Origin of the sequence: Candidatus Agathobaculum pullicola (assembly GCF_052117205.1) — a bacterium.
Lineage (GTDB): Bacteria > Bacillota > Clostridia > Oscillospirales > Butyricicoccaceae > Agathobaculum > Agathobaculum pullicola.
The window spans coordinates 1-22,929 of record NZ_JBQKJP010000033.1 but is presented as its reverse complement, the minus strand read 5'-3'; the positions used below and the strand labels follow the sequence as shown (position 1 = coordinate 22,929).

Sequence of the window (22,929 nt, the reverse complement as noted above, 5' to 3'; positions counted from 1 at the left end):
AGGCCGCCGCTCTGTGTATGGTTATTCCGCATAAGGCGCATCCGTATCAATGGCCACGGTCTGCGCGGCACCGTCCCACTGCACGGCAAAATCCAGAGCCGCGCCCAGATCGCGCAGCTTAAAGTAATTATTGCCGCCAATTTCATACGCGGTCAGTTCAAGGGCCGTATCTCCCAGATAAACCGACGCCTTCGTCAGCGCCGCCGCTTTGCTGCCCGTCGGAAGAGCGGCCAATTCGCCGCCAACTGGTGTGTAAGCTGTGTGAGCGGTCAAGTCAATGCGCTGCGCCGCGCCGTTCCACGCCACCTCAAACTGTGCGGCCGTACCGGATAGTGCCTGTGCCAGATCGCGCAGCTTGAAATAATTGTTGCCGCCAATTTCATACGCTGCCAGCGATACAGGCTCGCCGTCAACCGTCACCTTGTGCGAGGATACCACCGCCGTCGGATTCGTCAACGCACGCAGCGCGGCAATCGTTTGCTGCACCGTGCCATCCACAGTATCCTGATCCGATAAGATATCCCAATAAGAATAGTTCTTTTCCGTCATTCCCGCGGTCAACTGCGCCAGAGCGGATTCCAATTCCTCACTCGAAACCGGCTGTCCGTTGACGGTGCAGATATGTGCGCCCCATGTTCCATCCGGATTTTCGCCAATCGCATCCACATAGGTCAGCGCCGCCGTCATCTGATTGCCCTGTTTGGTTAGATATTGTACCTCGCCGCCATTCATCACCTCATAGCCGTCTACCAAATACGCCTTATCCGCATCGATATACAACAGCGTAGCGGGGGAAACATCCGTGCCGAAGTTGCTCACCCGCTCGGGAATCTTCAAATCCGCCAGTTCACCGTCGTAGGTATAAAGGTGCTGACCGCTGAAGCTGCCGCAGTAGAGCTCAGGCGTACCGTCGCCGTCAAAGTCCACCAGCTGCGCCAGCGAAAGCCCCTGCCACATGCCGCTGAGCGGACTGTCCTTCGGCGCGATTGATGCGGTACCGTACTGCCCTTGCAGCTGCGCAATCGCGTCAAGATATGCCTGTGCGCCCTTAGGCGTCAAATTCCCCGTTGCGTCTGCCGCACCCGCAGCACCCACACACAGCGCTCCCACCAGCACCGCACACAAAAATCTCCTGCTCCGTCCAAACATCAGTCATCCTCCTTTTATATGTCATGATGGTTTCCGACCGTCTTTGCTGCTTTCAGTATACTGTGCGCCCCCGCTGCTGTCAAGGCATGCTGGCTGAGCGCACAAATTCGTGCATACAGACATAAACGCGCCAAAATTGCCAGTTTTACACGCATATTTGACACGAATTTTGATGATAACACAGGTGGAAAACCCACCAAAAAGCGGGTATAATAATATCTGCACGAAAATTACCCGCAGATGGAGGAATAGATATGGTTCGTAACGATTTGCGCAACATTGCCATCATCGCACACGTTGACCACGGCAAGACCACGCTGGTTGACCAGATGCTCAAGCAGGCAGGCGCATTCCGTGAAAATCAGGTGGTAGAAGAGCGCGTCATGGACTCGGGCGACATCGAGCGCGAGCGCGGCATCACCATTCTGGCAAAAAACACTTCGGTACATTACAAGGGCGTAAAAATCAACATCGTCGACACCCCGGGCCACGCGGACTTTTCCGGCGAGGTCGAGCGTATCCTCAAGATGGTAGATGGCGTTGTGCTGCTGGTCGATGCAGCGGAAGGCCCGATGCCCCAGACCCGTTTCGTCCTCCAGAAGGCGCTGGAATTTGGTCATAAAATCATCATTGCCATCAACAAAATCGACCGTCCGGACGCGCGTCTGGGCGAGATCGGCGACGAGGTGCTCGAGCTGCTTCTGAACCTCGACGCTTCCGACGAGCAGCTGGACAGCCCGATTGTCTACTGCTCCGGCCGCGCGGGCACCGCGTCCATGTCCCCGAATACCGAGGGCACCGACCTGACCCCGCTGTTTGAGCAGATCCTCGAACACGTTCCGGCTCCGCAGGTCGACACCGAAGGCCCGACTCAGATGCTGGTTTCCTCGATTGACTACAACGAATATGTCGGCCGCATCGGCATCGGCCGCATCGAGCGCGGCTCGATGAAGGTCGGCCAGCAGGTCACAGTCTGCGATTATCACGGCGCAACCCAGCCGTACAATGCCAAGGTCGTCACGCTCTACACCATCGAAGAGCTGAGCCGTCAGCCGGCAGACGAGGCCAAGGCGGGCGAAATCGTTTGCTTCTCGGGCATCGAAAATGTTACCATCGGTGAAACACTGTGTGATCCGGAGCATGTTGAACCGCTGCCCTTTGTTAAGATTTCCGAGCCAACGGTGGAAATGACCTTCTCGGTCAACGATTCGCCGTTTGCCGGCAAGGAAGGCAAGTTCGTCACCTCGCGCCATCTGCGCGAGCGTCTGTTCCGTGAGCTTCTCAAGGACGTGTCCCTGCGCGTCAACGAGACCGACACGACCGACGCATTCCGCGTCTGCGGCCGCGGCGAGATGCACCTGTCTATCCTGATCGAGAATCTGCGCCGCGAGGGGTATGAGTTCCAGGTCGGCGCACCCAAGGCGTTGTTCAAGGAAATCGACGGCGTCAAATGCGAACCGGTTGAGCGTATGATTGCAGACGTGCCGCAGGACGCGGTCGGCGCTATCATGGAAAAGATGGGCAGCCGCAAGGGTGAGCTGGTATCGATGAATCCCAAGGGCGCAGACCGCATGCGTTTGGAGTTCCTGATTCCGGCGCGCGGCCTGTTCGGCTACCGCACCGAGTTCCTGACCGACACCAAGGGTGAGGGTGTGCTCAGCTCGGTATTCCATAGCTATCAGCCGTACAAGGGCGATATCCAAAAGCGCACCACCGGTTCTCTGATTGCGTTTGAAACCGGCGAAGCCGTTGGCTACGGTCTGTTTAACGCGCAGGAGCGCGGGCCGTTGTTCATCGGGCCGGGCACACCGGTGTATGAAGGCATGGTCATCGGTGAGAATCCGCGCGGTGACGATATGGCGGTCAATGTCTGCAAGAAAAAGCAGCTGACCAACATGCGTGCCTCCGGCTCGGACGACGCGCTGCGCCTGATTCCGCCGCGTCAGATGTCGATTGAGGCCGCGCTTGAGTTCATCTCGGACGATGAGCTGCTGGAAATCACGCCCAAGAGCGTGCGCATCCGTAAGAAGATTCTGTCCAATACCGAACGCCTGAAAAAGGTCAAAGGCAGCAAGAAGTAATTTATTTATATTGAAATAAAGGAGTGTTCTTATGTCCATCAAGCAAGTACTGCATAGCGATCTCGCACCCGCAGCGCTTGGCCCGTATTCTCAGGCCATCGCAGCAAGCAAGATGATTTTCACCTCTGGCCAAATCCCGATCAACCCGAGCAGCGGCAAAATCGAGGCAACCACTATCGAGGAGCAGACCGAGCAGGTCATGCAGAACCTGCGCTGCGTTCTGGCGGAAGGCGGCGTTTCGTTCGACCACGTCATCAAGACCACCTGCTTCCTTGCGGATATGAATGACTTTGCGGCATTCAACAGCGTATACGGCAAGTATTTCCCCGAAAACGCACCGGCGCGCTCCTGCGTGCAGGTTGCGGCGTTGCCGATGGACGCAAAGGTTGAGGTCGAGGTTATCGCGGTACAGGGTTAAGCGCTCTACATCACCCAAGCAAAAAGAGGACGGAAATTCCGTCCTCTTTTTTCGCATCAAGCACCCTCTTTTGCCTTGACCGCCTGCAAATACTGCCACAGCAGCCAGACGATGACCGCCGCAATAACAATCTGCACCACGAGCGCCAAAAACGAGGATGCCGCTCCCACAATGGTGGCAATAATTCCACCTATCAGGGACAGCCAGAAGCACCAGCGGATACGTCCAGACGGATAGGAATAGCCACGAGGTAAGATCAACTCATCCAATGCAAAATAGAAATAGTAATCCGCCACAATCATGACGATCAGACCCGCCAATGTAACCAGCAGCAGAAGAATGCTCAACACTGAGCCGATTGCCAACAGCGTCAGGATCAGACCGCCGAAGGTCAGTATAAGGCTGAGCAACATCGTACGCCATGCGCGTCCCATGCCGTCCGACACTTCGCGCATAGTGTACAACTCATAAAGCTGTACCACCCCCACTACAAAGCCCATAAGCGAGGCGATGATATGCGCAAACGGCAGTAGCACCAACCCAATCAGCTGCATCAGCCAATATACCCATAAATTGTGATAAATCGGCCGCTGGATTCCTTCCAGATTCTCGTCCATCTCAATCCCTCCTTTGTTATGTTCATGATAGCAGGCTGCGGCACGCTTTGCAACCAAAATTCAGTAAAATTTGTAGCAATCACATGCCCTACGACGTATTCTCAGTGAAAGGAGGCGGGAGCGCATGACAGACAAAACCCCGGAACAGCTGCTCCACGACTACGGAAACACCGTTTACCGGCTGGCTTACGCGCAAACACGCAGCCGCCACGACGCGGATGATGTGTTTCAGGAGGTGTTTATGCGCGTGGCCCAGCATCGGCCGGTATTTGACAGCGCAGTCCACGAAAAGGCATGGATACTGCGCGTGACCCTCAACTGCCTGAAAAGCCACTGGCGCGCGGCATGGCGGCGGCATGACGTACCGCTTGACGAGCGCATCCCGTTCCCCGCGCCGGAGGAACACGCACTGGATGACGCGCTGCGTCAGCTATCGCCCAAATACCGCGCCGCAGTGCATCTGTTTTACTATGAAGGCTATTCCGCCGAAGAAATTGCGCGCATGACGGGCGAAAAGCCGTCCACCATCCGCACGCGGTTGACCCGCGCGCGGGCGCAGCTACGCGATCTGCTGAAAGGAGAGAGGGACAATGAACTTTAAGCAAACCTACCGCGGCATGAATGACCGCATTGCGCCGTCTGATACGCTGGTCAACGATACCCTGACGCGCATGCACAAAGGCTATCGTCCCAAGCGCCGCCTGCGGCGCGGATTATTCGCCGCACTGGTCGCCGCACTGCTGCTGGGCTGCATCACACCAGCCCTTGCCGCCAATATTCCCGTCGTATATCAAGCGCTGTACCTTATTTCCCCTGCACTGGCGCAAAATCTTATACCGGTTAAGGAGTCCTGTGAGGATAACGGCGTAAAGATGGAAGTGGTGTCTGCTGTCATTGACGGTAATACCGCCATGGTATATCTTTCCCTGCAAGACCTGATTGGTGACCGTTTTGACGAGACAATCGACTTGTTTGACAGCTACCATCTGAACTTCCCCAGCCGCACCGGTGTAACCGGACACTGCGATTTCGTTTCCTATGACGAGCAGACGCGCACCGCTTTGTTTTTGGTTACGCTGGAACAGGCGGACGGCTCGCCAATCCCCACCGGTAAATATACCTTCTCAGTGCGTCAGCTGCTCAGCGGCAAGCAAACGCTGGAAGGTACAGCCATTCCACTGTCTCTTGCGGATGCCTCGATTGCACCGGAAACCCTGTGGATTGACAGCCAGTCACGCGATCCCTATCTCAGCGGCGGCAGCGCTGTCGATGCCGATAGCCTGCCGGACAGCGCATGGTTTCTTGCGCCGCAGGCACCGCTGTACGAGCCAGCCGACCATCTCGCCATCACCGGAATGGGCTGGATCGACGGTCAACTGCACCTCCAGCTTCGCATGCGGCAAAAATCCACGCTCGACACTCACGGATGGCTGTATCTGCAAACCCCATCCGGAGAAATGGTCAGCTCTGCCTATACGCTTTCTTTCACTGAACACCCGGATACCGACGACCGCACGGACTATCAGGAATTCATCTTCGATGTCACTCCGGAACAGGCAGCAGACTGCACGCTGCACGGTAACTTTTACACTGCAAGCCGCCTGACGGATGGCAACTGGCGCGTCACCTTTCGGCTTAACAGCCAATAACCCCTGAAATACAAAAAGGCTTCGGAACCCCTGTGGTTCCGAAGCCTTTCCTTTGCTTTGCAGCAAATTAGTTCTGATGCTCCTCGATATACTTGACAATGTCACCGATGGTGCTCATCTGGGTAGCCTCTTCGTCAGAGATCGTCACGCCGAAGTTCTCCTCGAGATCCATCATCAGCTCAACAACGTCCAGAGAGTCCGCGTTCAGATCTTCCTTTACCTTGGTATCCATGGTCATGGTGGAAGCGTCGGCATCGAACTTGTCAGCCAGAATCTCGCAAACCTTTTCAAACATGGGAATTACACTCCTTCATTTATATCTTGATTTATTTGTCTGAAAATCCCGATTTTGCGGAACTTTTCATACCGTTTTTGCAGCATCGTGTCCATATCCGGCTCGGCTGCAAGCTCTGCAAGCTGATCGCGCAGCGCGCGGCCCACATTGCGGATCAGCTGTGCGTTCGTCTGACCCTCGGGCACGATACCTTCAATCATACCGAAATCATACAAATCCTGTGCCGTGATGCGCAGGGTATCCGCAGCCTCAGCCTCGCGGGTGGGGTCCTTCCACAGGATGGAAGCACAGCCGCGCGGCGAAATGACCGAATACAGTGCATTTTCCAGCATCAGCACACGGTCGGCCACAGCCAACGCCAGCGCGCCGCCCGAGCCGCCTTCGCCTGTTACAACAGAAATCACCGGCGTGCGCAGTTCGATGAACTCATACAGGCAGCGGGCAATTGCCTCGCCCTGTCCGCGCTCTTCCGCGCCCACACCGGGGAATGCACCCGTCGTATCGACCAGACAAATTACGGGACGATGGAATTTCTCCGCCTGATGCGCAAGCCGCAGTGCCTTGCGATAGCCCTCCGGATTGGCCATACCGAAGTTCGCGGCCATCTTTTCTTCGGTCGTCTTGCCCTTGCGGTGGCCGATGACCGTCACCGGCATGCCGTTAAACATCGCCACACCTGCACAAATTGCGTGATCCTCAGCAAAATACCGGTCACCGTGCAGCTCGACAAAGTCGGTGAACAGCTCACCAATATAATCCTCGATCTGCGGACGCTTAGGGTCATGGATGATGCGCATTTTTTCACTTGCAGGTCTATTCGCCATAATGCCACACCTGCCGTTTCTTGGGTTTGGGCCGCCGATGGATCTTGAGAAGCGTCTCCAGCGTGCCCTTGAGCTTGTTACGCGGAATTATTTTATCACAGAAGCCGTGCGAAAGCAAGAACTCGGACGATTGAAAATCATCCGGCAGCGTTTCGCCGATCGTGCCTTCGATGACACGCCGTCCGGCAAAACCGATGGTCGTGCGCGGCTCCGCGAGGATGATATCGCCCAGCATCGCAAACGACGCGGTCACGCCGCCGGTGGTCGGGTCGGTCAGCACCGTGATATACAGCAGCCCGGCATCCGAGTGCCGACGCGCCGCCGCCGAAACCTTGGCCATTTGCAGCAGGGAGAACATGCCCTCCTGCATGCGCGCGCCGCCCGAACAGGTGAACAGCACCACGGGCAGACCTTTTTCCGTCGCGTATTCAAACAGACGGGTCAGCTTTTCGCCTACCACCGAGCCCATAGATGCCATCATAAAGTGGCTGTCCATCACGCCGATGCAGGTTTCTACTCCGCCAATGCGGCATACGCCGGTCTTGACTGCGTCCGGCATACCGACCTTCTCTGCCAGCTGCGCCGCTTTGTCCGCGTAACCCGGAAAATCAATCGGGTCGGCAGGCGCCAGATCGGCATACAACTCCGTAAAGCTGTCCTTATCCGCGATCTGACGGATGCGTGTGCGCGCGAGCAGCCGCCCGTATCGGCCGCAATGCGGGCACACATACAGGTTTTTACCATAGGCATAGGCTTTCAGCTCCGCGCCGCAGCCTTTGCATTTGACCACTTTGACGCCCGTTTCCTCCTGCGGCTTCATCTCCATTGAGGTTTCCCGCGTTTTCTGGAATAAATCGAGCAGCATGGCGCTTCCTCCCCTCTTTTATGGCTCAAAATCTCCGTTTGCAATGGAATTGACGTTAAACTCCGCGTCCTCAAACGCTTTGGAACGCAAAATGTGCATCTGATAGTCCGTGCCGGTCACCACGCCCTCAAACAGCGTTTCCGCCAGCGCGCGGCGCATACGGGCAATCGCCTGCTGCCGATCCGCGCCGTAAACAATCAGCTTGCCTATCATGGAATCATAGAACGGCGGGATTTTATAGCCCTGATAGGCCGCCGTATCCATGCGTACACCCGGTCCGCCCGGCAAGTGCATGGAAACCAGTGTGCCCGGGCAAGGAGCAAAGTCGCGCGACGGGTCCTCCGCGTTGATGCGACATTCGATCGCGTGACCGCGCAGTTCCAGATCATCCTGCGTAAACGACAGCAACTCGCCTGCCGCCAAGCGGATCTGCTCACACACGAGGTCTACGCCGGTCACCTGCTCGGTAACCGGATGCTCAACCTGAATCCGGGTATTCATCTCGCAAAAATAGAAGTTGCGGTCGTTGTCGACCAGAAATTCAATCGTTCCCGCGTTGCGGTAGCCCACGCGCTTTGCCAGATCGACCGCCGCCTTGGTCATTTTCGCACGCAGCTCCGGCGTGACGAAGGCCGACGGGCTTTCCTCAATCAGCTTCTGATGGCGGCGCTGCACCGAGCACTCACGCTCGAACAGATGCACCACATTGCCAAAGCTGTCGCCCAGAATCTGCACCTCAATATGGCGCGGGTTATGGATGTATTTTTCCATGTACAAGCGGCCGTCGCCGAAGTTCGCGACCGCTTCCGCCGCCGCGCTGTCGTATGCGTCCTTCAGTCCGCGCACGTCATGCGCCACGCGGATGCCTTTGCCGCCGCCGCCGGAAGCCGCCTTGAGCATCACCGGATAACCGATGCGCTCCGCCTCGGACAGCGCTTCGTCAAAATCGCGCAGCGGGCCGTCCGTGCCGAGTGCGACCGGCACGCCTGCCGCAATCGCATTGCGCTTTGCCTCGGATTTATCACCCATCAGGCGAATGGTCGCGGCGGTCGGCCCGATGAAGGCCAGACCGGCCTGCGTGGTGCGCTCGGCAAAGTCCGGGTTTTCCGACAGAAAGCCGAAGCCCGGATGAATCGCCTGACAGCCCGACGCAAGTGCCGCCGAGATGATATTATCCATATTCAGATAGCTGTCCGCCGCGCGGGCCGGACCGATGCACACCGCTTCGTCCGCGATTTGCGCGTGCAGCGCTTCGCGGTCAGCCTCGGAATACACCGCGACCGAAATCACACCCAAATCGCGGCATGCTTGAATGATGCGGACCGCGATTTCCCCGCGGTTCGCAATGAGTACCTTTTGAAACATGTCTTTCCCCGCCTCAGTCCATGATGACCATGCACTTGATCTCCGCCTCGGCAGCCTTCTGGTCGCCCACCCAGGCAACGCCCTCCGCTACCGCCATCGGTCCGCGGCGCTTGACGAACTTAACCTCCAGCCGCAGCGTGTCACCCGGCTTTGCCATCGCGCGGAATTTGGCCTTGTCGATGCCGGTATACACCGCGGTCTTGCCGCGAAACTCCGGAATGGACAGCAGCGCCACGCCGCCAACCTGCGCCAGCGCCTCCAGCCGGAACACCGCAGGCATGATGGGGTTGCCCGGGAAGTGTCCCTGGAAGAAAAACTCATCGCCTGTCAGATGCAGCGTACCGACCGCATGCTCCTCATCCATTTCAAGGATTTCGTCCACCAGCAGCATGGGCGGACGGTGCGGCAGGATCTCCATGATCTGTTCTTTATTCAGCATATATCTTATACCTCTTTCTCATCCAGCGCAAGCGATTTTATCAATCTAATGCTTTTTTATTCAAGATAGGGGGCTTTGAAAAGCCCCCTTAACCTCATTCAATGATAACAACCGTCTGGTTATACTCAACCATGTCGCCCGGCTGCGCCAGAATTCGCACGACCGTGCCATCGCACGGCGCCTTGATCTCGTTCATGGTCTTCATCGCCTCGATGATGAACAGCGTATCGCCTTCCTTGACCTTCTGGCCAACCAGCACGAACGGCGGCGCATCCGGTGCGGGCGAGGAATAGAACGTACCCACCAGCGGGCTTTTCACCGGCGTGCCTGCGGGCAGCTCCTCGGCTGCTCCCGCAGCAGGCGCAGCCTCCCCGGCAGCGGCAGGGGCAGCAGCGGGTGCGGCAGCAACCGGCGCGGCCGCGACCGGAACCACCGGCGCTGGCGGCGCGGATTTGATTTTAATTTTTACGTCGTCCATCTCCAGCTCAATCTCGCCCAAGCCTCTGGTCTTGAGCGCGTCCATCAGCTCGACGGCAACGTCTTTGAGTTCCTTGATATCCATATCTTACACCTTCTTAATCAGGATGCAGGCATTATGTCCGCCAAAGCCCAGCGAGTTGGAAATCGCTACATTCACCGGCATCTCAACCGCCTTGTTGGGCGTGATATCCAGATCACATTCGGGATCGGCCTCCTGATAGCCGATGGTCGGCGGAATGATGCCTTCACGAATCGCCATGACACAGGCGATTGCCTCCACCGCCGCGGCGCCACCCAGCAGGTGACCGGTCATCGACTTGGTCGAGGAAACCTTGACCTTGTACGCCTCGTCGCCGAACGCTTTTTTAATGGCGATGGTTTCATACTTTTCATTGAGCGGGGTCGATGTGCCGTGCGCATTGATATAATCCACGTCCGCCGGGGTCAGACCCGCGTCCGTAATCGCGCCCAGCATAGCATGCGCGGCCGCTTCACCGTCCGGCGAAGGGCTGGTGATATGGTAAGCGTCGCCTGACGCACCGTAGCCCGCAACCTCTGCCAGAATGGTGGCGCCGCGCGCCTTGGCATGGGACAGGCTCTCAAGCACGAGGCACCCCGCGCCCTCACCCATCACAAAGCCCGAACGGCGTGCGTCAAACGGGATGGATGCACAGGTCGGGTCATCACCCGTGTGTACTGCCTTCATATTCTGGAAGCCCGCCATCGAAATTGGGATGATGCCGTTTTCAGTACCGCCGCAGAGTACCACGTCCTGATAGCCGTGACGGATGGTGCGCATCGCCTCGCCGATTGCGTGATTGCCGGTTGCGCAAGCGGAAACCGGGCAGAAATTCTCGCCCTTAAAGCCAAAGCGCATCGAAATATACGCCGCCGCCATGTTGGCGATCATCTCGGGAATACACAGCGGGGACACGCGGCCCGGGCCTTTCTCGTTGAGCTTGGGAATCTCCTGCTCGGCAATCTGCAAGCCGCCCACGCCCGAGCCATAGATAACGCCCGTGCGGTAGGGATCAAAATTGCCCTCCGTCAGTCCCGCCTGATCGACTGCCTGCTGGGCTGCGGCCAGCGCGAAGTGGCAGTTAACATCCATACGGCGCGCCTCGCGTTTGTCCACATACTGGGTCACATCAAAATCCTTGACCTCGGCGGCCAGCTTTACCTTAAAATCCGATACATCAAACTTGGTAATCGGCCCAACGCCGCACTTACCGGCCTTGAGCGATGCCCAAAATGTCTCCACGTCATTGCCAATCGGCGTAATTGCGCCCATACCGGTGATGACTACTCGTTCCATCAAAGCATCTCCTTTTCCCTTATACTCCCTGCGACCAAAGCCTGCCGCGAAACTCATTCAAATCATGCCGCCGTCGGCCACAATGACCTGACCGGTGACATAGCTTGCCGCGTCCGACGCCAGAAACGCAACCACACCCGCAATTTCCTCAGGCTTGCCGAAGCGGCCGAGCGAAATCTGCTTGACAGCGCCTTCCTTAACGGCGTCCGGCAGCACCTGCGTCATATCCGTGTCGATAAAGCCGGGCGCGACCGCGTTGACGGTGATGCCGCGCGCGCCAAGCTCCTTGCTGGCGGTCTTGGTCATGCCGATCAGGCCCGCCTTGGCAGCAGAATAGTTAATCTGGCCCGGATTGCCCGCGATACCGGCAACCGAAGCAATATTGATGATACGGCCCTGCTTGGCGCGCATCATCATCGCGCCGCACTGGCTGAGCATGTTGAACGCGCCCTTGAGATTGGTGCGGATGACCGCGTCGAACTGATCCTCCTTCATACGGACCATCAGGCCGTCGCGCGTGATGCCCGCGTTGTTGACCAGAATATAAGGTACGCCCATCTCTTCCTTGATTTCCTTGAGCGCCGCCGCGCAGGCGTCATAATCGGCAACATCCCACTGCTTGACGACCGCTTTCACGCCGTGTGCACGGCATTTTTCCGCGACCGTCTCGGCCTTTTCGACCGAGGACGCGCAGTTGATGACAACATCATGTCCCTCCGCGGCCAACTTTTCCGAAATGGCCGCGCCGATGCCGCGCGAGCCGCCGGTAACGATTGCAACTCCCATGTCGTTCTCCTTATTCAAAGCGCTTGTAAGCGTTCTTCATCAATTCTTCTGCCTGTTCGGTCATGCCGCGGATGATATCCGCGCACGGACGAAGTTCCTTGAGCATACCCGCAATCTGGCCGGACATGAAGGTGCCTTCCTCGTAGTTGCCGTCCTGCACCGCCTTGCGCAGCGAACCCGCGGTCGCGGCCTCCAACTCCTCGAGTGACTGATCGGTGCCAATCTTCTCCAGTTCGAGGCACTTGCGCGCCATCGGGGTCTTGAGCGAGCGCACCGGATGACCGGACGGACGGCCGGTGACAACGGTCGAGATATCGGTCGCCTTGAGGACCAGTTCCTTATACTTCTCCGAAATATAGCACTCGTCGGACGCGAGGAACACCGTGCCGCACTGCACGCCCTCGGCGCCCAGCATGAACGCCGCCGCCATGCCGCGGCCATCCGCGATGCCGCCGGCCGCAACGACCGGGATACTCAGCGCGTCAACCACCTGCGGAACCAGCGGCATGGTGGTCAGCTCACCGATGTGACCGCCGCCCTCCATGCCTTCCGCGATAACGGCGTCCGCGCCCGCGCGCTCCATGCGCTTGGCCAGCGCCACCGACGCGACAACCGGCATCACCTTGATCCCGGCATTTTTCCAGTTTTCCATATATTTGCCCGGATTGCCCGCGCCCGTGGTCAGCACCTCGATTTTCTCATCGATGGCGAGCTGCGCGAGGTCATCCGCATTGGGAGAGAGCAGCATGATGTTCAGGCCCAGCGGCTTATCTGTGATCGCACGCGCCTTGCGGATCTCGTCGCGGATGTAATCAACCGGAGCCGCGCCGCCGGCAATGATGCCAAGTCCGCCGGCCTTGGATACCGCCGCCGCAAGATGGTGTTCTGCAATCCACGCCATTGCGCCCTGCACCACCGGATACTCGATACCGAGCAATTCTGTAATCTTGGTTTTCATTGAACTCTCTCCTTTACAGTTTCAACACAAATGCGCCGTAGGTCAGACCGCCGCCAAACCCGGTGCACACAATGGTCTGCCCTGCCTGCAGCAGACCGTTTTTCCGCATTTCGTCCAGACAAATCGGCACGGAAGCGGATGACGTGTTGCCGAAGCGGTCCATGTTGACATAGACCTTCTCCTTGGGCAGATGATAGCGCTTGGCAATCACATCGAGGATGCGCAGGTTGGCCTGATGCGGCACGACCCAGTCGATCTCCTCCGCAGACACGCCCGCGCGCTGCAAGGCCGTGTCGATTGCCAGCGGCACGGCATGGGCGGTAAAGCGCACGACCGCCGCGCCCTGCATCTTGAGGAAACGCGCCTTGGGGTCCACCGGACGCTCGGCTGCAAACGGGTCCTCAACCGGCAGCGCCTCCATGTACAAATACTCCGCACCCGAGCCGTCCGCGGCGATAAAGGTGGACTGGATGCCGATGTCCTGCTCCTCGGTTGCGCGGTAAACTGCCGCCGCCGCACCGTCGCCGAACAGGATACAGGTCGAACGGTCGGTGTAGTCCGTGATGCGGTGCAGCGTCTCCGCCGAAACGACCAGCACGGTCTTTGCCTTGCCCGCCTTGATGAAGCTGTCCGCGATATCGGTAGCGGAAACAAAGCCCGCGCAGGCGTTATTGATATCGATTGCGCCCACCTGCCGCGCGCCCAGCTTATCCTGCAGGATGCTTGCTGTATTCGGGGTGTTGGTATCCGGCGTGCAGGTGCTGACCAGAATCAGGTCCAGCTCTTCCGCCGCAATGCCCGCGTCCGCCAGCGCGTTCTGCGCCGCGCCGAGGGCAAGCTCCCATGTGTGGGTATTTTTCGCAATGCGCCGCTCTTTGACACCCGTGCGCTTGACGATCCATTCGTCGCTGGTGTCCACCATCGTTTCGAGCATCGCGTTGGTGAGTACAAAATCCGGAATGCACGAACCCGTGCCGATGAGTTGGCTGTTGATGATTTCCACGCTCCCCAAAAGTTCAAATCGCTCTCCCAAAGCGTGGAAAAGCGACAATAGTTTGATTGACAAAGTAATCCTTGACTATTATAATAAAAGGACACGAAAATGTCAACCTTTTCCGAGGTTTGGCAGCGATTTTTGGAGGAACGGAACATGGAATACGGTTTTGCATTTTTCCCCGGTCAGGGCGCGCAAGCCCCGGGTATGGGCAAGGATTTGTATGAAAACTCACAGGCGGCCAAGCTGGTTTTTGAGGAAGCAAGCGAGGGCGCGGGGCTGGATGTGGCAAAGCTCTGCTTTGACAGCGACAAGGAGACCCTCTCGCGCACCGAGAACAGCCAGATTGCGATTTTCACGCACTCGATGGCGGCGCTCGCGGCGCTCACCGAGGCCGGCGTGACGTTTAAGGCGGCGGCGGGCTTCTCGCTGGGCGAGTATACCGCGCTTGCCGCGGCGGGCGTGGTGACGCTGGCGGACGGCGTTAAGATTGTCTCGATGCGCGGCAAGCTGATGCAGCAGGCCGCGGACTCCATCGACGGCGGCATGGCGGCCATCCTCGGTCTGGACGACGAAAAGATCGAAGCCGCGTGTGCGGCTGTGACCAGCGGCATCGTGCGTCCGGTCAATTATAACTGCCCCGGTCAGCTGGTCATCGCGGGCGAAAAGGCCGCGCTCGCGGAGGCGGTCGAGAACTGCAAGGCCGCAGGCGCGCGCCGCGCGGTACCGCTGGCGGTATCGGGCGCGTTCCACACCCCGCTGATGGCAAAGGCTGCGGCGGAACTGCGCGCGTATGTTTCGGATTTCACCTTTGCCGCTCCGAAGATGGACATTTATTCCAATCTGGACGGTCAGGTGCTGGACTGCTCCGACCTTCCCGCACATCTCGAGCAGCACATGATCTCCCCCGTGCGCTGGACGCAGCTGGTGGAAAACGGCATGGCAGCGGGTCTGACCACTGCGTGCGAGGTCGGCCCGGGCAAGACGCTGACCGGCTTTGCGGGCAAAATCAGCAAAGAGCTGACCTGCAAGTCCGTGCAGGACATGGCGGGCGTGCAGGCGGCCGCCGAATAAATCAGAACATACAAGAAAGGGAGGCGCTGCGGCGCCTCTCTTTTGCCCCCCCAAAAAATTTTCAAAAAAGATTTGAGATTTTGAATGGATTCTCCTTTGCCAGTCGTATTGGTAGTGAAAGGCACAAAACAACAAGCCAAATTCACTGACAACAATATGTAGGAGGAATTCATATGAAAAAGATGGTAATGGGCACGATCAGCGCAGCACTGGTTCTCTCGATGGCAGTAACGGGCGCATTCGCCGCCGGCAACGGTCGCGGACGGAATTTTGTTGACGCTAACGGCGACGGCGTATGCGACAACTACGGCACAGGCCGCGGTCAGTACTTCGTCGACGCGGACGGCGACGGCGTGTGCGATAATTACGGCACGGGTCGCGGCTGCGGTCAGTACTTCGTTGACGCGGACGGCGACGGCGTGTGCGATAACTACGGCACGGGTCGCGGTCAGTACTTCGTCGACGCGGACGGCGACGGCGTATGCGACAACTACGGCACAGGCTACGGCCGCGGTCAGGGACGAGGCTGGAACAGATAAGCAAACAGGCAGTAAGAGGTTGGTACGATGCGGAGCGAGCAGGAGGCAAATCGGGCGATTGAGCGGTATGCAGACACCGTCCGGCGGATCTGCATGATCCATTTGAAAAACCATGCCGACACGGAGGACATCTTTCAGAACGTGTTCTTGAAATATGTGCTCAGCACCGCTGTGTTTGAAAACGAGGAACACGAAAAGGCATGGTTCATCCGTGTGACAATTAACGCCTGCCGGGATTTGCTCAAGAGCTTTTTCCGCAGCCGCACGGTTTCGCTCGACACTCTGCTCGACCAACCCGCTGAGCTGACGCAGGAAGACCACACCGTGCTTGAGGCAGTGCTCGCGCTGCCGCCCAAGTACCGCGATGTGGTCTATCTACATTATTATGAGGGTTATACCGCCCCACAGATCGGCCAAATCCTCAAAAAAAACGTCAATACCATTTATACGCTGCTAAACCGCGCCAAACAGGCGCTGAAAGAAACGTTGGGAGGGGAGTACGATGCGTGACGAAATGAAAACCGCGCTGGACAAGGTCACAGCAGATGACGCCCTGAAACAGTCTACCCGTGCGTTTCTTGCGCGCCAGACACACGATTACGGTGCGGCAAAAGCCCGCCCGCGTACCGCGCGCCGCCTTGCGGCAGCCTTCGCCTGCCTTGCGCTAGTGGTGACCGGCGGCACGGGCTACTGGGTCTACTTCTCCCCCACCTGCGCCGTCAGCATCGATATCAACCCGTCGGTCGAGCTGGCTGTCAACCGGTTTGATAAGGTGATTTCCGTCGATGGCATCGGCGAGGACGGAGACGCGCTGGCCGAGTCGCTCGACGTTCGCTTCCTGAGCTACGCCGACGCGCTCGACCGCCTGCTGCAAAACCCCACGGTTGAGGACTATCTCGCGCAGGACGAAGTGCTGTCTATCGCGGTCGCAGGCAATGACCAAGGGCAGACGGATGCGATTCTTGCGCAGTCCGAAACCTGCACCGCAGGCACGCAAAACGTCTACTGCCACGCGGCAAGCGCAGGGGAGATCGAGCAGGCACACGAAGCGGGACTGTCCTTCGGCAAATATCAAGCCTTTCTTGAGCTGCAATCACTCGATCCAAGCGTTGCCCCCGAGGATGTACAGGGACTGACCATGCGCGAAATCCGCGACCGCATTGCCGCACTGTCCGGCGATCCGGAATCTGTGCCCGGAGGCCATGGCTACGGCGCAGGCAACGGTAACGGTCAAGGCAATGGCATGGGACAGGGCGCCGGCACAGGACAGGGCACGGGACATGGGGCCGGAAACGGCTCCGGTCAGGGTACCGGCATGGGATATGGCGCCGGTAACGGAAATGGCGGCGGAAAGGGCCAAAAATCCGCCCAATAACCACCCAATGCAGGTTTTGTAGATTCAGCGCAGAAATTGCTTGACAAATCCCCCGCGATAGACTACACTAATACCACAGAGAATAAACTCTATTAAAACCGTAGGAAAAGGAGGAAGCCGCTATGCTGTCTATTCGGATGACCATGTGCATGATGTGCGGTTTTGCTCGTTTTTCTGCCATGCAGCGCTGACGCTGCAAGCTGTAAGCGGGCCGCTTTTCATGCGGCATGGCACGGTTCAGATGGAAAACGAGCGGAAAGCAGACCCTGCTTTCCGCTTTTATTTTGAAAAGGGGGAACGGACTTGGAACAGGATTTCATTGTACGCATCCAAAACCTGAATAAAACCTTCCGCGGTCGGGCCGGTACGGTCACCGCGCTGGACGGCGTGAATCTCGATATCCGCCGCGGCGAGATATTCGGCATCATCGGCCTGTCGGGCGCGGGCAAGAGCACGCTTGTCCGCTGCATCAACTTTTTGGAAAAACCGACCGAGGGTACCGTCACAGTGGACGGTCAGGCGCTTGGCGCGCTGTCCAAAAAAGCTCTTCTGGAAGCGCGCCGCTCGATGGGCATGATCTTCCAGCAGTTTAACCTATTGCAGCAGCGCACCGCCTTGCAAAATATCTGCTTCCCGCTCGAAATTGCGGGCATGAAAAAGGCGGATGCGGAAAAGCGTGCGCATGAGCTGCTTGAAATCGTCAGCCTGAGTGACCGCGCGGATAACTACCCGTCCCAGCTTTCAGGCGGTCAGCAGCAGCGCGTTGCCATCGCTCGCGCACTGGCGACCAATCCGAAAATTCTGCTGTGCGACGAGGCGACCAGCGCACTCGACCCGACAACGACACGCTCCATCCTTGCGCTTTTGAAGGAAATCAACAAAACGCTCGGCATCACCATCATTGTCATCACGCATGAAATGGCGGTCATCGAGGAAATCTGTCAGCGTGTCGCAATCATTGACTCCAGCCGCATCGCGGAGATGGGTACGGTCGATCAGGTGTTCACCCGTCCGCAGTCGGCAATGGCCAAGCAGCTCATCTATCCGGATGGCAAGCGGGACAAGCTGGCCACCGGCAAGCACTACTGCCGCATTGTGTTCGACGGCAACTCGTCGTTTGAACCGGTGGTGTCGAACATGGTGCTCGAGTGCAAGGCGCCGGTCAACATCATGTTCGCGGACACCAAGGACATCGACGGCCGCGCCTACGGCCAGATGATTCTGCAACTCCCCGAGGACGAACGCGCAGCAAAACGTGCGCTGGCATACCTTGAAACCCAGAATGTGCATGTAGAGGAGGGCGACGCCGATGCTTTCACCTGAACTTTGGGCGCAGAGCCTATGGGAAACCTTATATATGGTCATTGTATCGACCGCGGTTTCCTATCTGATTGGCCTGCCGCTCGGCCTGCTGCTGGTCGTGACCGATAAGGGCGGCATCCGGCCGATGCCGATACTCAACACAGTGCTCGGCGTCATCGTCAATATTTTACGCTCGATTCCGTTTCTCATTCTCGCGGTCATGATTACCCCGATGACGCGCGCGATCGCAGGCAAGGCAATCGGTACGACCGCGATGATCGTGCCGCTGACGGTCGCAGCCGCGCCCTATGTCGCGCGTATGGTTGAGTCCTCCATCAAGGAAGTGCCGTTCGGCGTGATCGAAGCAGCGCAATCCATGGGGGCAAGCCCGTGGCAAATCGTCTGGAAGGTGCTCGTCCCCGAGGCCAAACCCTCACTGATGGTGGGCGGCGCCATCTCAATCGTGACTATTCTCGGCTACTCCGCAATGGCAGGCTTCATTGGCGGCGGCGGTCTGGGCACGGTGGCCGTCAACTACGGCTACAACCGCTATAATTTCGAGATCATGCTGGTGGCCGTTATCATTATTGTTATTGTCGTGCAGATCTTTCAGGTCTGCGGCATGTGGCTTGCGCGCCATCTGGACAAGCGCAACCGTTAATTCCCTTACTTTGTTATCAAAAAATTTGATAAAACATCCATAGAAAAGGAGAGATTCCCATGAAGAAGAAAATTGCAGCACTGCTGGCAGGCGCGCTGTGCCTGTCCGCGTTGGCCGCCTGCGGCGGCGGTAACGACGCGCAGTCCTCCGCGGGCGGCGCATCCGATGACAAGACCATCACGGTCGGCGCATCCCCCACACCGCACGCGGAAATCCTGAACGCCGCCAAGGACGTACTGGCCGAAGAGGGCTGGACGCTCAATGTTGTCGAGTTCACCGACTATGTGCAGCCCAACACCGCGCTGGTGGACGGCGATCTGGACGCGAACTATTTCCAGCACATCCCCTATCTGAACAACTTCAACAAGGAGAATAACGCCGATCTGGTTTCCGCCATCGAGATGCACTATGAGCCGTTCGGCATCTATCCCGGCAAGACTGCAACGCTTGATGCACTGGCCGACGGCGCGACCGTTGCCGTCCCGAACGACGGCTCAAACGAGACTCGCGCACTGCTCCTGCTGCAGGATGCCGGCCTGATCAAGCTAAAAGACGGCATCGACCCGACTTCGGACGCAACCAAGCTGGACATTGTCGAGAACCCGAAGAACCTCGACATTCAGGAAATCGCTGCTGAGCAGCTGCCGCGCTCGCTCCAAGACGTTGACCTTGCGGTCATCAACGGCAACTACGCGCTGCAGGCCGACCTGAACGCCAAGGAAGATTCGCTCATCACTGAAAATCCGGAGTACGCCAAGGTTTATGTCAACGTAGTCGCTTGCCGCAACGGCGACGAAAACAGCGACAAGATTCAGGCGCTCCAGAAGGCGCTCCAGAGCGACGCTGTCAAGCAGTTCATCGACGACACCTATAAGGGCGCTGTCGTTGCCGTCTTCTAAAATTGAGCTTTTCAAAAGCATCGTCCCTCTGCCGCAACACGCGGCAGAGGGACATTTTCATGCGTTTATCGTCATAAATTTCGCAGTTTTTCACCAATTATGGTCTTCTGCGCATCGGTCAGCGGCCAGCTGAATCCAACCTCTACAATGCGTTGCTCATAGCACAGCAGGTATTGATTCGTCGGCCCGGTATCCTGCCAGCCCAGTTGCCACGCTTCGTTGGCACCCCACGGCGCGGCGTCGCACGGCTGACAGGTTTTTCGGAAATCTTCCGGCAATCGACTATCCTCCTGCTCGGCCAGACGCTGCGCACGGCACAGGTCATACAGTACAGGCAGCTTGACCTCGGTAATTGTGTAGTCGAGCGACGGGATTTCCACGCCAGCGCCCGTTGGAGATGCCCACTGACTGCCATCGTATACTGCGACAAACGGCGATGCGTTTTCCGTCCAGTGTGACGTATAGTCTGCCGCGGGCAGTTCTTCGCCCCACAGATCGGCAAGCGTGAGCGGCAGAGTGTCGGGCTGGTTGTATCGGTCGAGCAGACCATGTTGCATGGCGCGGATGGCGCCGAACACGATGGCGGCCATCATCGCAAACGCCAGCACCACGTCCACCGCCAACGTAACCGCACGATTGACCCCGCGGGAGACTTTTCTGCGTTTCAGCAGCTGTTTTATCCCCTGCACTGCAGCGGTCAACAGAAACATGTACAGCACCATTGCAATGCTGATCACCCGCATCATCGACGAGCCTGTGGTCACGTTGTAGAGAAGATGCACTGCGAATACCAGCATACATACCCAGTACACCATACGCTGAAACGGGCGTGTGTTGGGCGTGTCGATAAATTCGCCGCGCACGGCTGCTTTTTTGGCACGTCTGCGCCAACGCAGGTAAGCGACAATCTCGATGATACACAGCAGCCCGAGCAGCGGCCACACAACCGCCAGAAACAAATTGGTCGTGCTGGAAAATAGCCCGATTGGATCGTGCTGCACTGTGTGTACCAACATTGCGCTCCATACCAACGCAATCGCCAGCAGAATACCATACGGCACCAGAAAACCCTTGACCATCGCGGCATGGATGGTCTCAAGCTCCAGCTCCGGGTCGGTTTCAATCGGCACCGGATCGGGCTGGTCGGTGCAGAAAATCTGCATCTGCGCCCAGTTGCACACATACTGCCAGCCCGCATGCGCGCTGAACGCATGGTATACCTGCTGACCCTCAGTCGGCCCCGGGTCAAAGTCAGATGCCTTGGGATAATAGCTAACGGAAAATTGCAGTTTTTCGGGCTCAATGCGGCGATAGACCCAGCCAAATGCTGTCACACGGTCGATCATCCACCCCTTTTCGGCCATCTGCTCCAGATGCCGCTCAACACCCGTGCGGTCATAAAAAGACAATGTCTCCATCCTGCGTTTGGTCTTTCTCATCTCGGCTCCCCCTTTCCGAAAATGCGTTCATAATCCGCTGCCTGTGCACGCAGCCGCTGATATTCCCGGTCGAGCCTCTCCCGCCCCTTATCCGTCAGCAGATAACTGCGGCGGCGGCCGTCCACGTGCACCTCCTGAATCATCTCGGCTTCCAAGAACTGCTCCAGCAGGTTATACATCGTGCCTGAACCGACCGTGACACGCCCCTGTGTCATGGCTGACACCTTATCAAAAATATCAATACCGTAACACTCCTCCCGCAGGCACAGAAGAACATAAAACATCTGCTCGGTGAGCGTCTGAAACTTGGCCCTCGGCATAGCCCATCACCTCAATCTCGAATATCGAGTTTCTCTATTTCCATTATATCTCGAATATCGAGAAAGTCAAGCGCAAGCTGGTTTCATCCGTGAAAGAAAAAGCCTCCGCATACACAGAGGCTTTTAAATGCACATACTCACCAGACCAATGAGCAGCAAATGCACCGGATAAAACCAATAAAAGAAGTGTTTGAGATTTTTCTCTCCCCTCGTCCCATTGTAAGCAAGCAGAAACGGTATGGCCAGCAGACTGAATATCTGAATACCGCCGATTTGCAGCGAAACCACCAGAAGACCGACCGAAAAGCCGCACAAACGAATCCAATCCCGTTTATCGCCTGCATCGGAATATTTCTCCCCAATGCACGCGGGCAACTCGGCAAACAGCGGCAGCATCACACCGTAAAATCCGTAATCAATGATCATCCAGTCACAGATTAGCCAGATGCCTCCCACACAGCCCAGCATCACCGCAACACCGGCAAACCGCAAGGCAAGCTTGTTTTTCCTCCAGCAAGTTTGCAAATACTGAAACGCGTACAATACACATAGCGAAAGCGAAAATGTGATCAGTATGTTGCCATAGACTGTTTTGTCATACACATAATAGGCCCACATACATAGCAGCCCCATCCCGAACAGTCTGAGCAGATACTGCCATGGATGATACGTCCGTCGGCTTCCCTCGCAAATGCAGTAGGAGAACACAGGAAACGCCAGCCGACCGATAATCCGCAAAATCGTCCATTGCGGGAGCAGCTCCATGCCCACATGATCCAGCACCATCGCGGCCGCAGCAAACAGTTTGATTTGATTTTGTGATAATCCTATCATCGACTTTTTCTGCATGCTGTCCCTCTCTCCCGGTACACATCCCATCTGTATGCTCTCTGTGGGCGTTTACATATCAGCATCAGTATAGCATCAATCCGCATAGAATACAATGCAAAGGCAGCATCTCTACTGCCGTACCATGTAGGAGTACAATACATCTTGGACAGTTGAATAAAAAAGGGATGAAGGATAAGGCCTCATCGGTTAAAGTTGAGTTGCTACACTTAACTTGACGAGAGGGGGCCATATCC

26 protein-coding genes are annotated in these 22,929 nt (G+C 57.3%); 11 read left to right on the top strand and 15 right to left on the bottom strand.

Annotated features, from left to right (window positions below):
* Positions 1 to 21: 21 nt before the first annotated feature.
* Complete coding sequence (locus tag ACTQ3V_RS11230; protein WP_441467576.1) at positions 22 to 1,149, bottom strand: stalk domain-containing protein; 1,128 nt, start codon at positions 1,147 to 1,149, stop codon at positions 22 to 24.
* Positions 1,150 to 1,403: 254 nt separating this feature from the next.
* Here ACTQ3V_RS11230 and typA point away from each other — a divergent pair, with 254 nt between their 5' ends.
* Positions 1,404 to 3,230 (top strand): translational GTPase TypA, encoded by a 1,827-nt coding sequence (gene typA, locus ACTQ3V_RS11225; protein WP_441467575.1) that lies wholly within the window; start codon positions 1,404 to 1,406, stop codon positions 3,228 to 3,230.
* 31 nt (positions 3,231 to 3,261) lie between these two features.
* Complete coding sequence (locus tag ACTQ3V_RS11220; protein ID WP_441467574.1) at positions 3,262 to 3,648, top strand: RidA family protein; 387 nt, start codon at positions 3,262 to 3,264, stop codon at positions 3,646 to 3,648.
* Between the two features lie 56 nt (positions 3,649 to 3,704).
* Here ACTQ3V_RS11220 and ACTQ3V_RS11215 read toward each other — a convergent pair whose 3' ends face one another.
* Positions 3,705 to 4,265 carry a hypothetical protein gene (locus tag ACTQ3V_RS11215; RefSeq protein ID WP_441467573.1) on the bottom strand — a complete coding sequence of 187 codons (561 nt, stop codon included), beginning with the start codon at positions 4,263 to 4,265 and terminating at the stop codon, positions 3,705 to 3,707.
* Positions 4,266 to 4,389: 124 nt separating this feature from the next.
* Here ACTQ3V_RS11215 and ACTQ3V_RS11210 point away from each other — a divergent pair, with 124 nt between their 5' ends.
* Entirely contained in the window at positions 4,390 to 4,866 is a 477-nt protein-coding gene (locus tag ACTQ3V_RS11210; protein WP_441467572.1) for an RNA polymerase sigma factor, read from the top strand.
* The gene (locus ACTQ3V_RS11205) at positions 4,856 to 5,914 is read left to right on the top strand and encodes a DUF4179 domain-containing protein (RefSeq protein ID WP_441467571.1); all 1,059 of its coding nucleotides are present in this window, start codon (positions 4,856 to 4,858) and stop codon (positions 5,912 to 5,914) included. Before ACTQ3V_RS11210 ends, ACTQ3V_RS11205 begins: the two co-directional genes overlap by 11 nt.
* 67 nt (positions 5,915 to 5,981) lie before the next feature.
* Here the strand turns inward: ACTQ3V_RS11205 and acpP are convergent, their stop codons facing one another.
* The 10 genes from acpP to ACTQ3V_RS11155 all read right to left on the bottom strand — a co-directional run bounded on the left by acpP (position 5,982) and on the right by ACTQ3V_RS11155 (position 14,244).
* Complete coding sequence (gene acpP, locus ACTQ3V_RS11200; protein WP_125115241.1) at positions 5,982 to 6,209, bottom strand: acyl carrier protein; 228 nt, start codon at positions 6,207 to 6,209, stop codon at positions 5,982 to 5,984.
* Positions 6,210 to 6,214: 5 nt separating this feature from the next.
* Complete coding sequence (locus ACTQ3V_RS11195; protein ID WP_441467570.1) at positions 6,215 to 7,033, bottom strand: acetyl-CoA carboxylase carboxyltransferase subunit alpha; 819 nt, start codon at positions 7,031 to 7,033, stop codon at positions 6,215 to 6,217.
* Complete coding sequence (accD, locus tag ACTQ3V_RS11190) at positions 7,023 to 7,898, bottom strand: acetyl-CoA carboxylase, carboxyltransferase subunit beta (RefSeq protein ID WP_441467569.1); 876 nt, start codon at positions 7,896 to 7,898, stop codon at positions 7,023 to 7,025. Before accD ends, ACTQ3V_RS11195 begins: the two co-directional genes overlap by 11 nt.
* A gap of 18 nt (positions 7,899 to 7,916) precedes the next feature.
* Positions 7,917 to 9,263, bottom strand: a complete 1,347-nt coding sequence (gene accC, locus ACTQ3V_RS11185) for an acetyl-CoA carboxylase biotin carboxylase subunit (protein WP_441467568.1) — start codon at positions 9,261 to 9,263, stop codon at positions 7,917 to 7,919.
* A gap of 13 nt (positions 9,264 to 9,276) precedes the next feature.
* Positions 9,277 to 9,702: a 3-hydroxyacyl-ACP dehydratase FabZ gene (gene fabZ / locus ACTQ3V_RS11180; protein WP_441467567.1), complete on the bottom strand. Its 426-nt coding sequence runs from the start codon at positions 9,700 to 9,702 to the stop codon at positions 9,277 to 9,279.
* Positions 9,703 to 9,796: 94 nt separating this feature from the next.
* Positions 9,797 to 10,264, bottom strand: coding sequence for an acetyl-CoA carboxylase biotin carboxyl carrier protein (gene accB / locus ACTQ3V_RS11175; RefSeq protein WP_441467566.1), 468 nt, complete (start codon positions 10,262 to 10,264; stop codon positions 9,797 to 9,799).
* A 3-nt stretch (positions 10,265 to 10,267) separates the two neighbouring features.
* Positions 10,268 to 11,500, bottom strand: coding sequence for a beta-ketoacyl-ACP synthase II (gene fabF, locus ACTQ3V_RS11170; RefSeq protein WP_441467565.1), 1,233 nt, complete (start codon positions 11,498 to 11,500; stop codon positions 10,268 to 10,270).
* Positions 11,501 to 11,554: 54 nt separating this feature from the next.
* The gene (gene fabG, locus ACTQ3V_RS11165) at positions 11,555 to 12,283 is read right to left on the bottom strand and encodes a 3-oxoacyl-[acyl-carrier-protein] reductase (RefSeq protein WP_441467564.1); all 729 of its coding nucleotides are present in this window, start codon (positions 12,281 to 12,283) and stop codon (positions 11,555 to 11,557) included.
* A gap of 10 nt (positions 12,284 to 12,293) precedes the next feature.
* Entirely contained in the window at positions 12,294 to 13,241 is a 948-nt protein-coding gene (gene fabK, locus ACTQ3V_RS11160; RefSeq protein ID WP_441467563.1) for an enoyl-[acyl-carrier-protein] reductase FabK, read from the bottom strand.
* 13 nt (positions 13,242 to 13,254) lie between these two features.
* A complete protein-coding gene (locus tag ACTQ3V_RS11155) occupies positions 13,255 to 14,244 on the bottom strand; it encodes a beta-ketoacyl-ACP synthase III (protein WP_441467562.1) in 990 nt (329 codons plus the stop codon).
* A gap of 147 nt (positions 14,245 to 14,391) precedes the next feature.
* On the opposite strand from ACTQ3V_RS11155, the gene fabD reads away from it, so the two are divergent.
* The 7 genes from fabD to ACTQ3V_RS11120 all read left to right on the top strand — a co-directional run bounded on the left by fabD (position 14,392) and on the right by ACTQ3V_RS11120 (position 20,085).
* Positions 14,392 to 15,309 (top strand): ACP S-malonyltransferase, encoded by a 918-nt coding sequence (gene fabD / locus ACTQ3V_RS11150; RefSeq protein WP_441467561.1) that lies wholly within the window; start codon positions 14,392 to 14,394, stop codon positions 15,307 to 15,309.
* A 173-nt stretch (positions 15,310 to 15,482) separates the two neighbouring features.
* Positions 15,483 to 15,848, top strand: coding sequence for a hypothetical protein (locus ACTQ3V_RS11145; RefSeq protein WP_441467560.1), 366 nt, complete (start codon positions 15,483 to 15,485; stop codon positions 15,846 to 15,848).
* Positions 15,849 to 15,875: 27 nt separating this feature from the next.
* Positions 15,876 to 16,358 (top strand): RNA polymerase sigma factor, encoded by a 483-nt coding sequence (locus ACTQ3V_RS11140; protein ID WP_441467559.1) that lies wholly within the window; start codon positions 15,876 to 15,878, stop codon positions 16,356 to 16,358.
* Entirely contained in the window at positions 16,351 to 17,223 is an 873-nt protein-coding gene (locus ACTQ3V_RS11135) for an anti-sigma-I factor RsgI family protein (protein WP_441467558.1), read from the top strand. Before ACTQ3V_RS11140 ends, ACTQ3V_RS11135 begins: the two co-directional genes overlap by 8 nt.
* Before the next feature lie 303 nt (positions 17,224 to 17,526).
* Complete coding sequence (locus ACTQ3V_RS11130) at positions 17,527 to 18,546, top strand: methionine ABC transporter ATP-binding protein (protein WP_441467557.1); 1,020 nt, start codon at positions 17,527 to 17,529, stop codon at positions 18,544 to 18,546.
* Positions 18,533 to 19,186, top strand: a complete 654-nt coding sequence (locus ACTQ3V_RS11125; RefSeq protein ID WP_441467556.1) for a methionine ABC transporter permease — start codon at positions 18,533 to 18,535, stop codon at positions 19,184 to 19,186. The genes ACTQ3V_RS11130 and ACTQ3V_RS11125 overlap by 14 nt, the downstream gene beginning before the upstream one ends.
* Positions 19,187 to 19,245: 59 nt before the next feature.
* Positions 19,246 to 20,085, top strand: coding sequence for a MetQ/NlpA family ABC transporter substrate-binding protein (locus ACTQ3V_RS11120; protein WP_441467555.1), 840 nt, complete (start codon positions 19,246 to 19,248; stop codon positions 20,083 to 20,085).
* A 71-nt stretch (positions 20,086 to 20,156) separates the two neighbouring features.
* Here ACTQ3V_RS11120 and ACTQ3V_RS11115 read toward each other — a convergent pair whose 3' ends face one another.
* The 3 genes from ACTQ3V_RS11115 to ACTQ3V_RS11105 form a co-directional block, all read right to left on the bottom strand.
* Positions 20,157 to 21,524, bottom strand: a complete 1,368-nt coding sequence (locus ACTQ3V_RS11115; protein WP_441467554.1) for a DUF2812 domain-containing protein — start codon at positions 21,522 to 21,524, stop codon at positions 20,157 to 20,159.
* The gene (locus tag ACTQ3V_RS11110) at positions 21,521 to 21,844 is read right to left on the bottom strand and encodes a PadR family transcriptional regulator (RefSeq protein WP_441467553.1); all 324 of its coding nucleotides are present in this window, start codon (positions 21,842 to 21,844) and stop codon (positions 21,521 to 21,523) included. Before ACTQ3V_RS11110 ends, ACTQ3V_RS11115 begins: the two co-directional genes overlap by 4 nt.
* Before the next feature lie 123 nt (positions 21,845 to 21,967).
* Positions 21,968 to 22,693: a TraX family protein gene (locus ACTQ3V_RS11105; protein WP_441467552.1), complete on the bottom strand. Its 726-nt coding sequence runs from the start codon at positions 22,691 to 22,693 to the stop codon at positions 21,968 to 21,970.
* Positions 22,694 to 22,929 lie beyond the last annotated feature (236 nt).

Coding starts and splice junctions, on each gene's coding strand:
- ACTQ3V_RS11110 (WP_441467553.1), bottom strand. CDS start 21,844: ATGCCGAGGGCCAAGTTTCAGACGCTCACCGAGCAGATGTTTTATGTT.
- ACTQ3V_RS11105 (WP_441467552.1), bottom strand. CDS start 22,693: ATGCAGAAAAAGTCGATGATAGGATTATCACAAAATCAAATCAAACTG.
- typA (WP_441467575.1), top strand. CDS start 1,404: ATGGTTCGTAACGATTTGCGCAACATTGCCATCATCGCACACGTTGAC.
- ACTQ3V_RS11145 (WP_441467560.1), top strand. CDS start 15,483: ATGAAAAAGATGGTAATGGGCACGATCAGCGCAGCACTGGTTCTCTCG.
- fabK (WP_441467563.1), bottom strand. CDS start 13,241: ATGAAAACCAAGATTACAGAATTGCTCGGTATCGAGTATCCGGTGGTG.
- accD (WP_441467569.1), bottom strand. CDS start 7,898: ATGCTGCTCGATTTATTCCAGAAAACGCGGGAAACCTCAATGGAGATG.
- ACTQ3V_RS11115 (WP_441467554.1), bottom strand. CDS start 21,524: ATGAGAAAGACCAAACGCAGGATGGAGACATTGTCTTTTTATGACCGC.
- ACTQ3V_RS11125 (WP_441467556.1), top strand. CDS start 18,533: ATGCTTTCACCTGAACTTTGGGCGCAGAGCCTATGGGAAACCTTATAT.
- fabD (WP_441467561.1), top strand. CDS start 14,392: ATGGAATACGGTTTTGCATTTTTCCCCGGTCAGGGCGCGCAAGCCCCG.
- ACTQ3V_RS11195 (WP_441467570.1), bottom strand. CDS start 7,033: ATGGCGAATAGACCTGCAAGTGAAAAAATGCGCATCATCCATGACCCT.
- ACTQ3V_RS11215 (WP_441467573.1), bottom strand. CDS start 4,265: ATGGACGAGAATCTGGAAGGAATCCAGCGGCCGATTTATCACAATTTA.
- ACTQ3V_RS11220 (WP_441467574.1), top strand. CDS start 3,262: ATGTCCATCAAGCAAGTACTGCATAGCGATCTCGCACCCGCAGCGCTT.
- accC (WP_441467568.1), bottom strand. CDS start 9,263: ATGTTTCAAAAGGTACTCATTGCGAACCGCGGGGAAATCGCGGTCCGC.
- acpP (WP_125115241.1), bottom strand. CDS start 6,209: ATGTTTGAAAAGGTTTGCGAGATTCTGGCTGACAAGTTCGATGCCGAC.
- ACTQ3V_RS11210 (WP_441467572.1), top strand. CDS start 4,390: ATGACAGACAAAACCCCGGAACAGCTGCTCCACGACTACGGAAACACC.
- ACTQ3V_RS11135 (WP_441467558.1), top strand. CDS start 16,351: ATGCGTGACGAAATGAAAACCGCGCTGGACAAGGTCACAGCAGATGAC.
- fabG (WP_441467564.1), bottom strand. CDS start 12,283: ATGGGAGTTGCAATCGTTACCGGCGGCTCGCGCGGCATCGGCGCGGCC.
- ACTQ3V_RS11230 (WP_441467576.1), bottom strand. CDS start 1,149: ATGTTTGGACGGAGCAGGAGATTTTTGTGTGCGGTGCTGGTGGGAGCG.
- fabZ (WP_441467567.1), bottom strand. CDS start 9,702: ATGCTGAATAAAGAACAGATCATGGAGATCCTGCCGCACCGTCCGCCC.
- ACTQ3V_RS11205 (WP_441467571.1), top strand. CDS start 4,856: ATGAACTTTAAGCAAACCTACCGCGGCATGAATGACCGCATTGCGCCG.
- accB (WP_441467566.1), bottom strand. CDS start 10,264: ATGGATATCAAGGAACTCAAAGACGTTGCCGTCGAGCTGATGGACGCG.
- ACTQ3V_RS11140 (WP_441467559.1), top strand. CDS start 15,876: ATGCGGAGCGAGCAGGAGGCAAATCGGGCGATTGAGCGGTATGCAGAC.
- ACTQ3V_RS11120 (WP_441467555.1), top strand. CDS start 19,246: ATGAAGAAGAAAATTGCAGCACTGCTGGCAGGCGCGCTGTGCCTGTCC.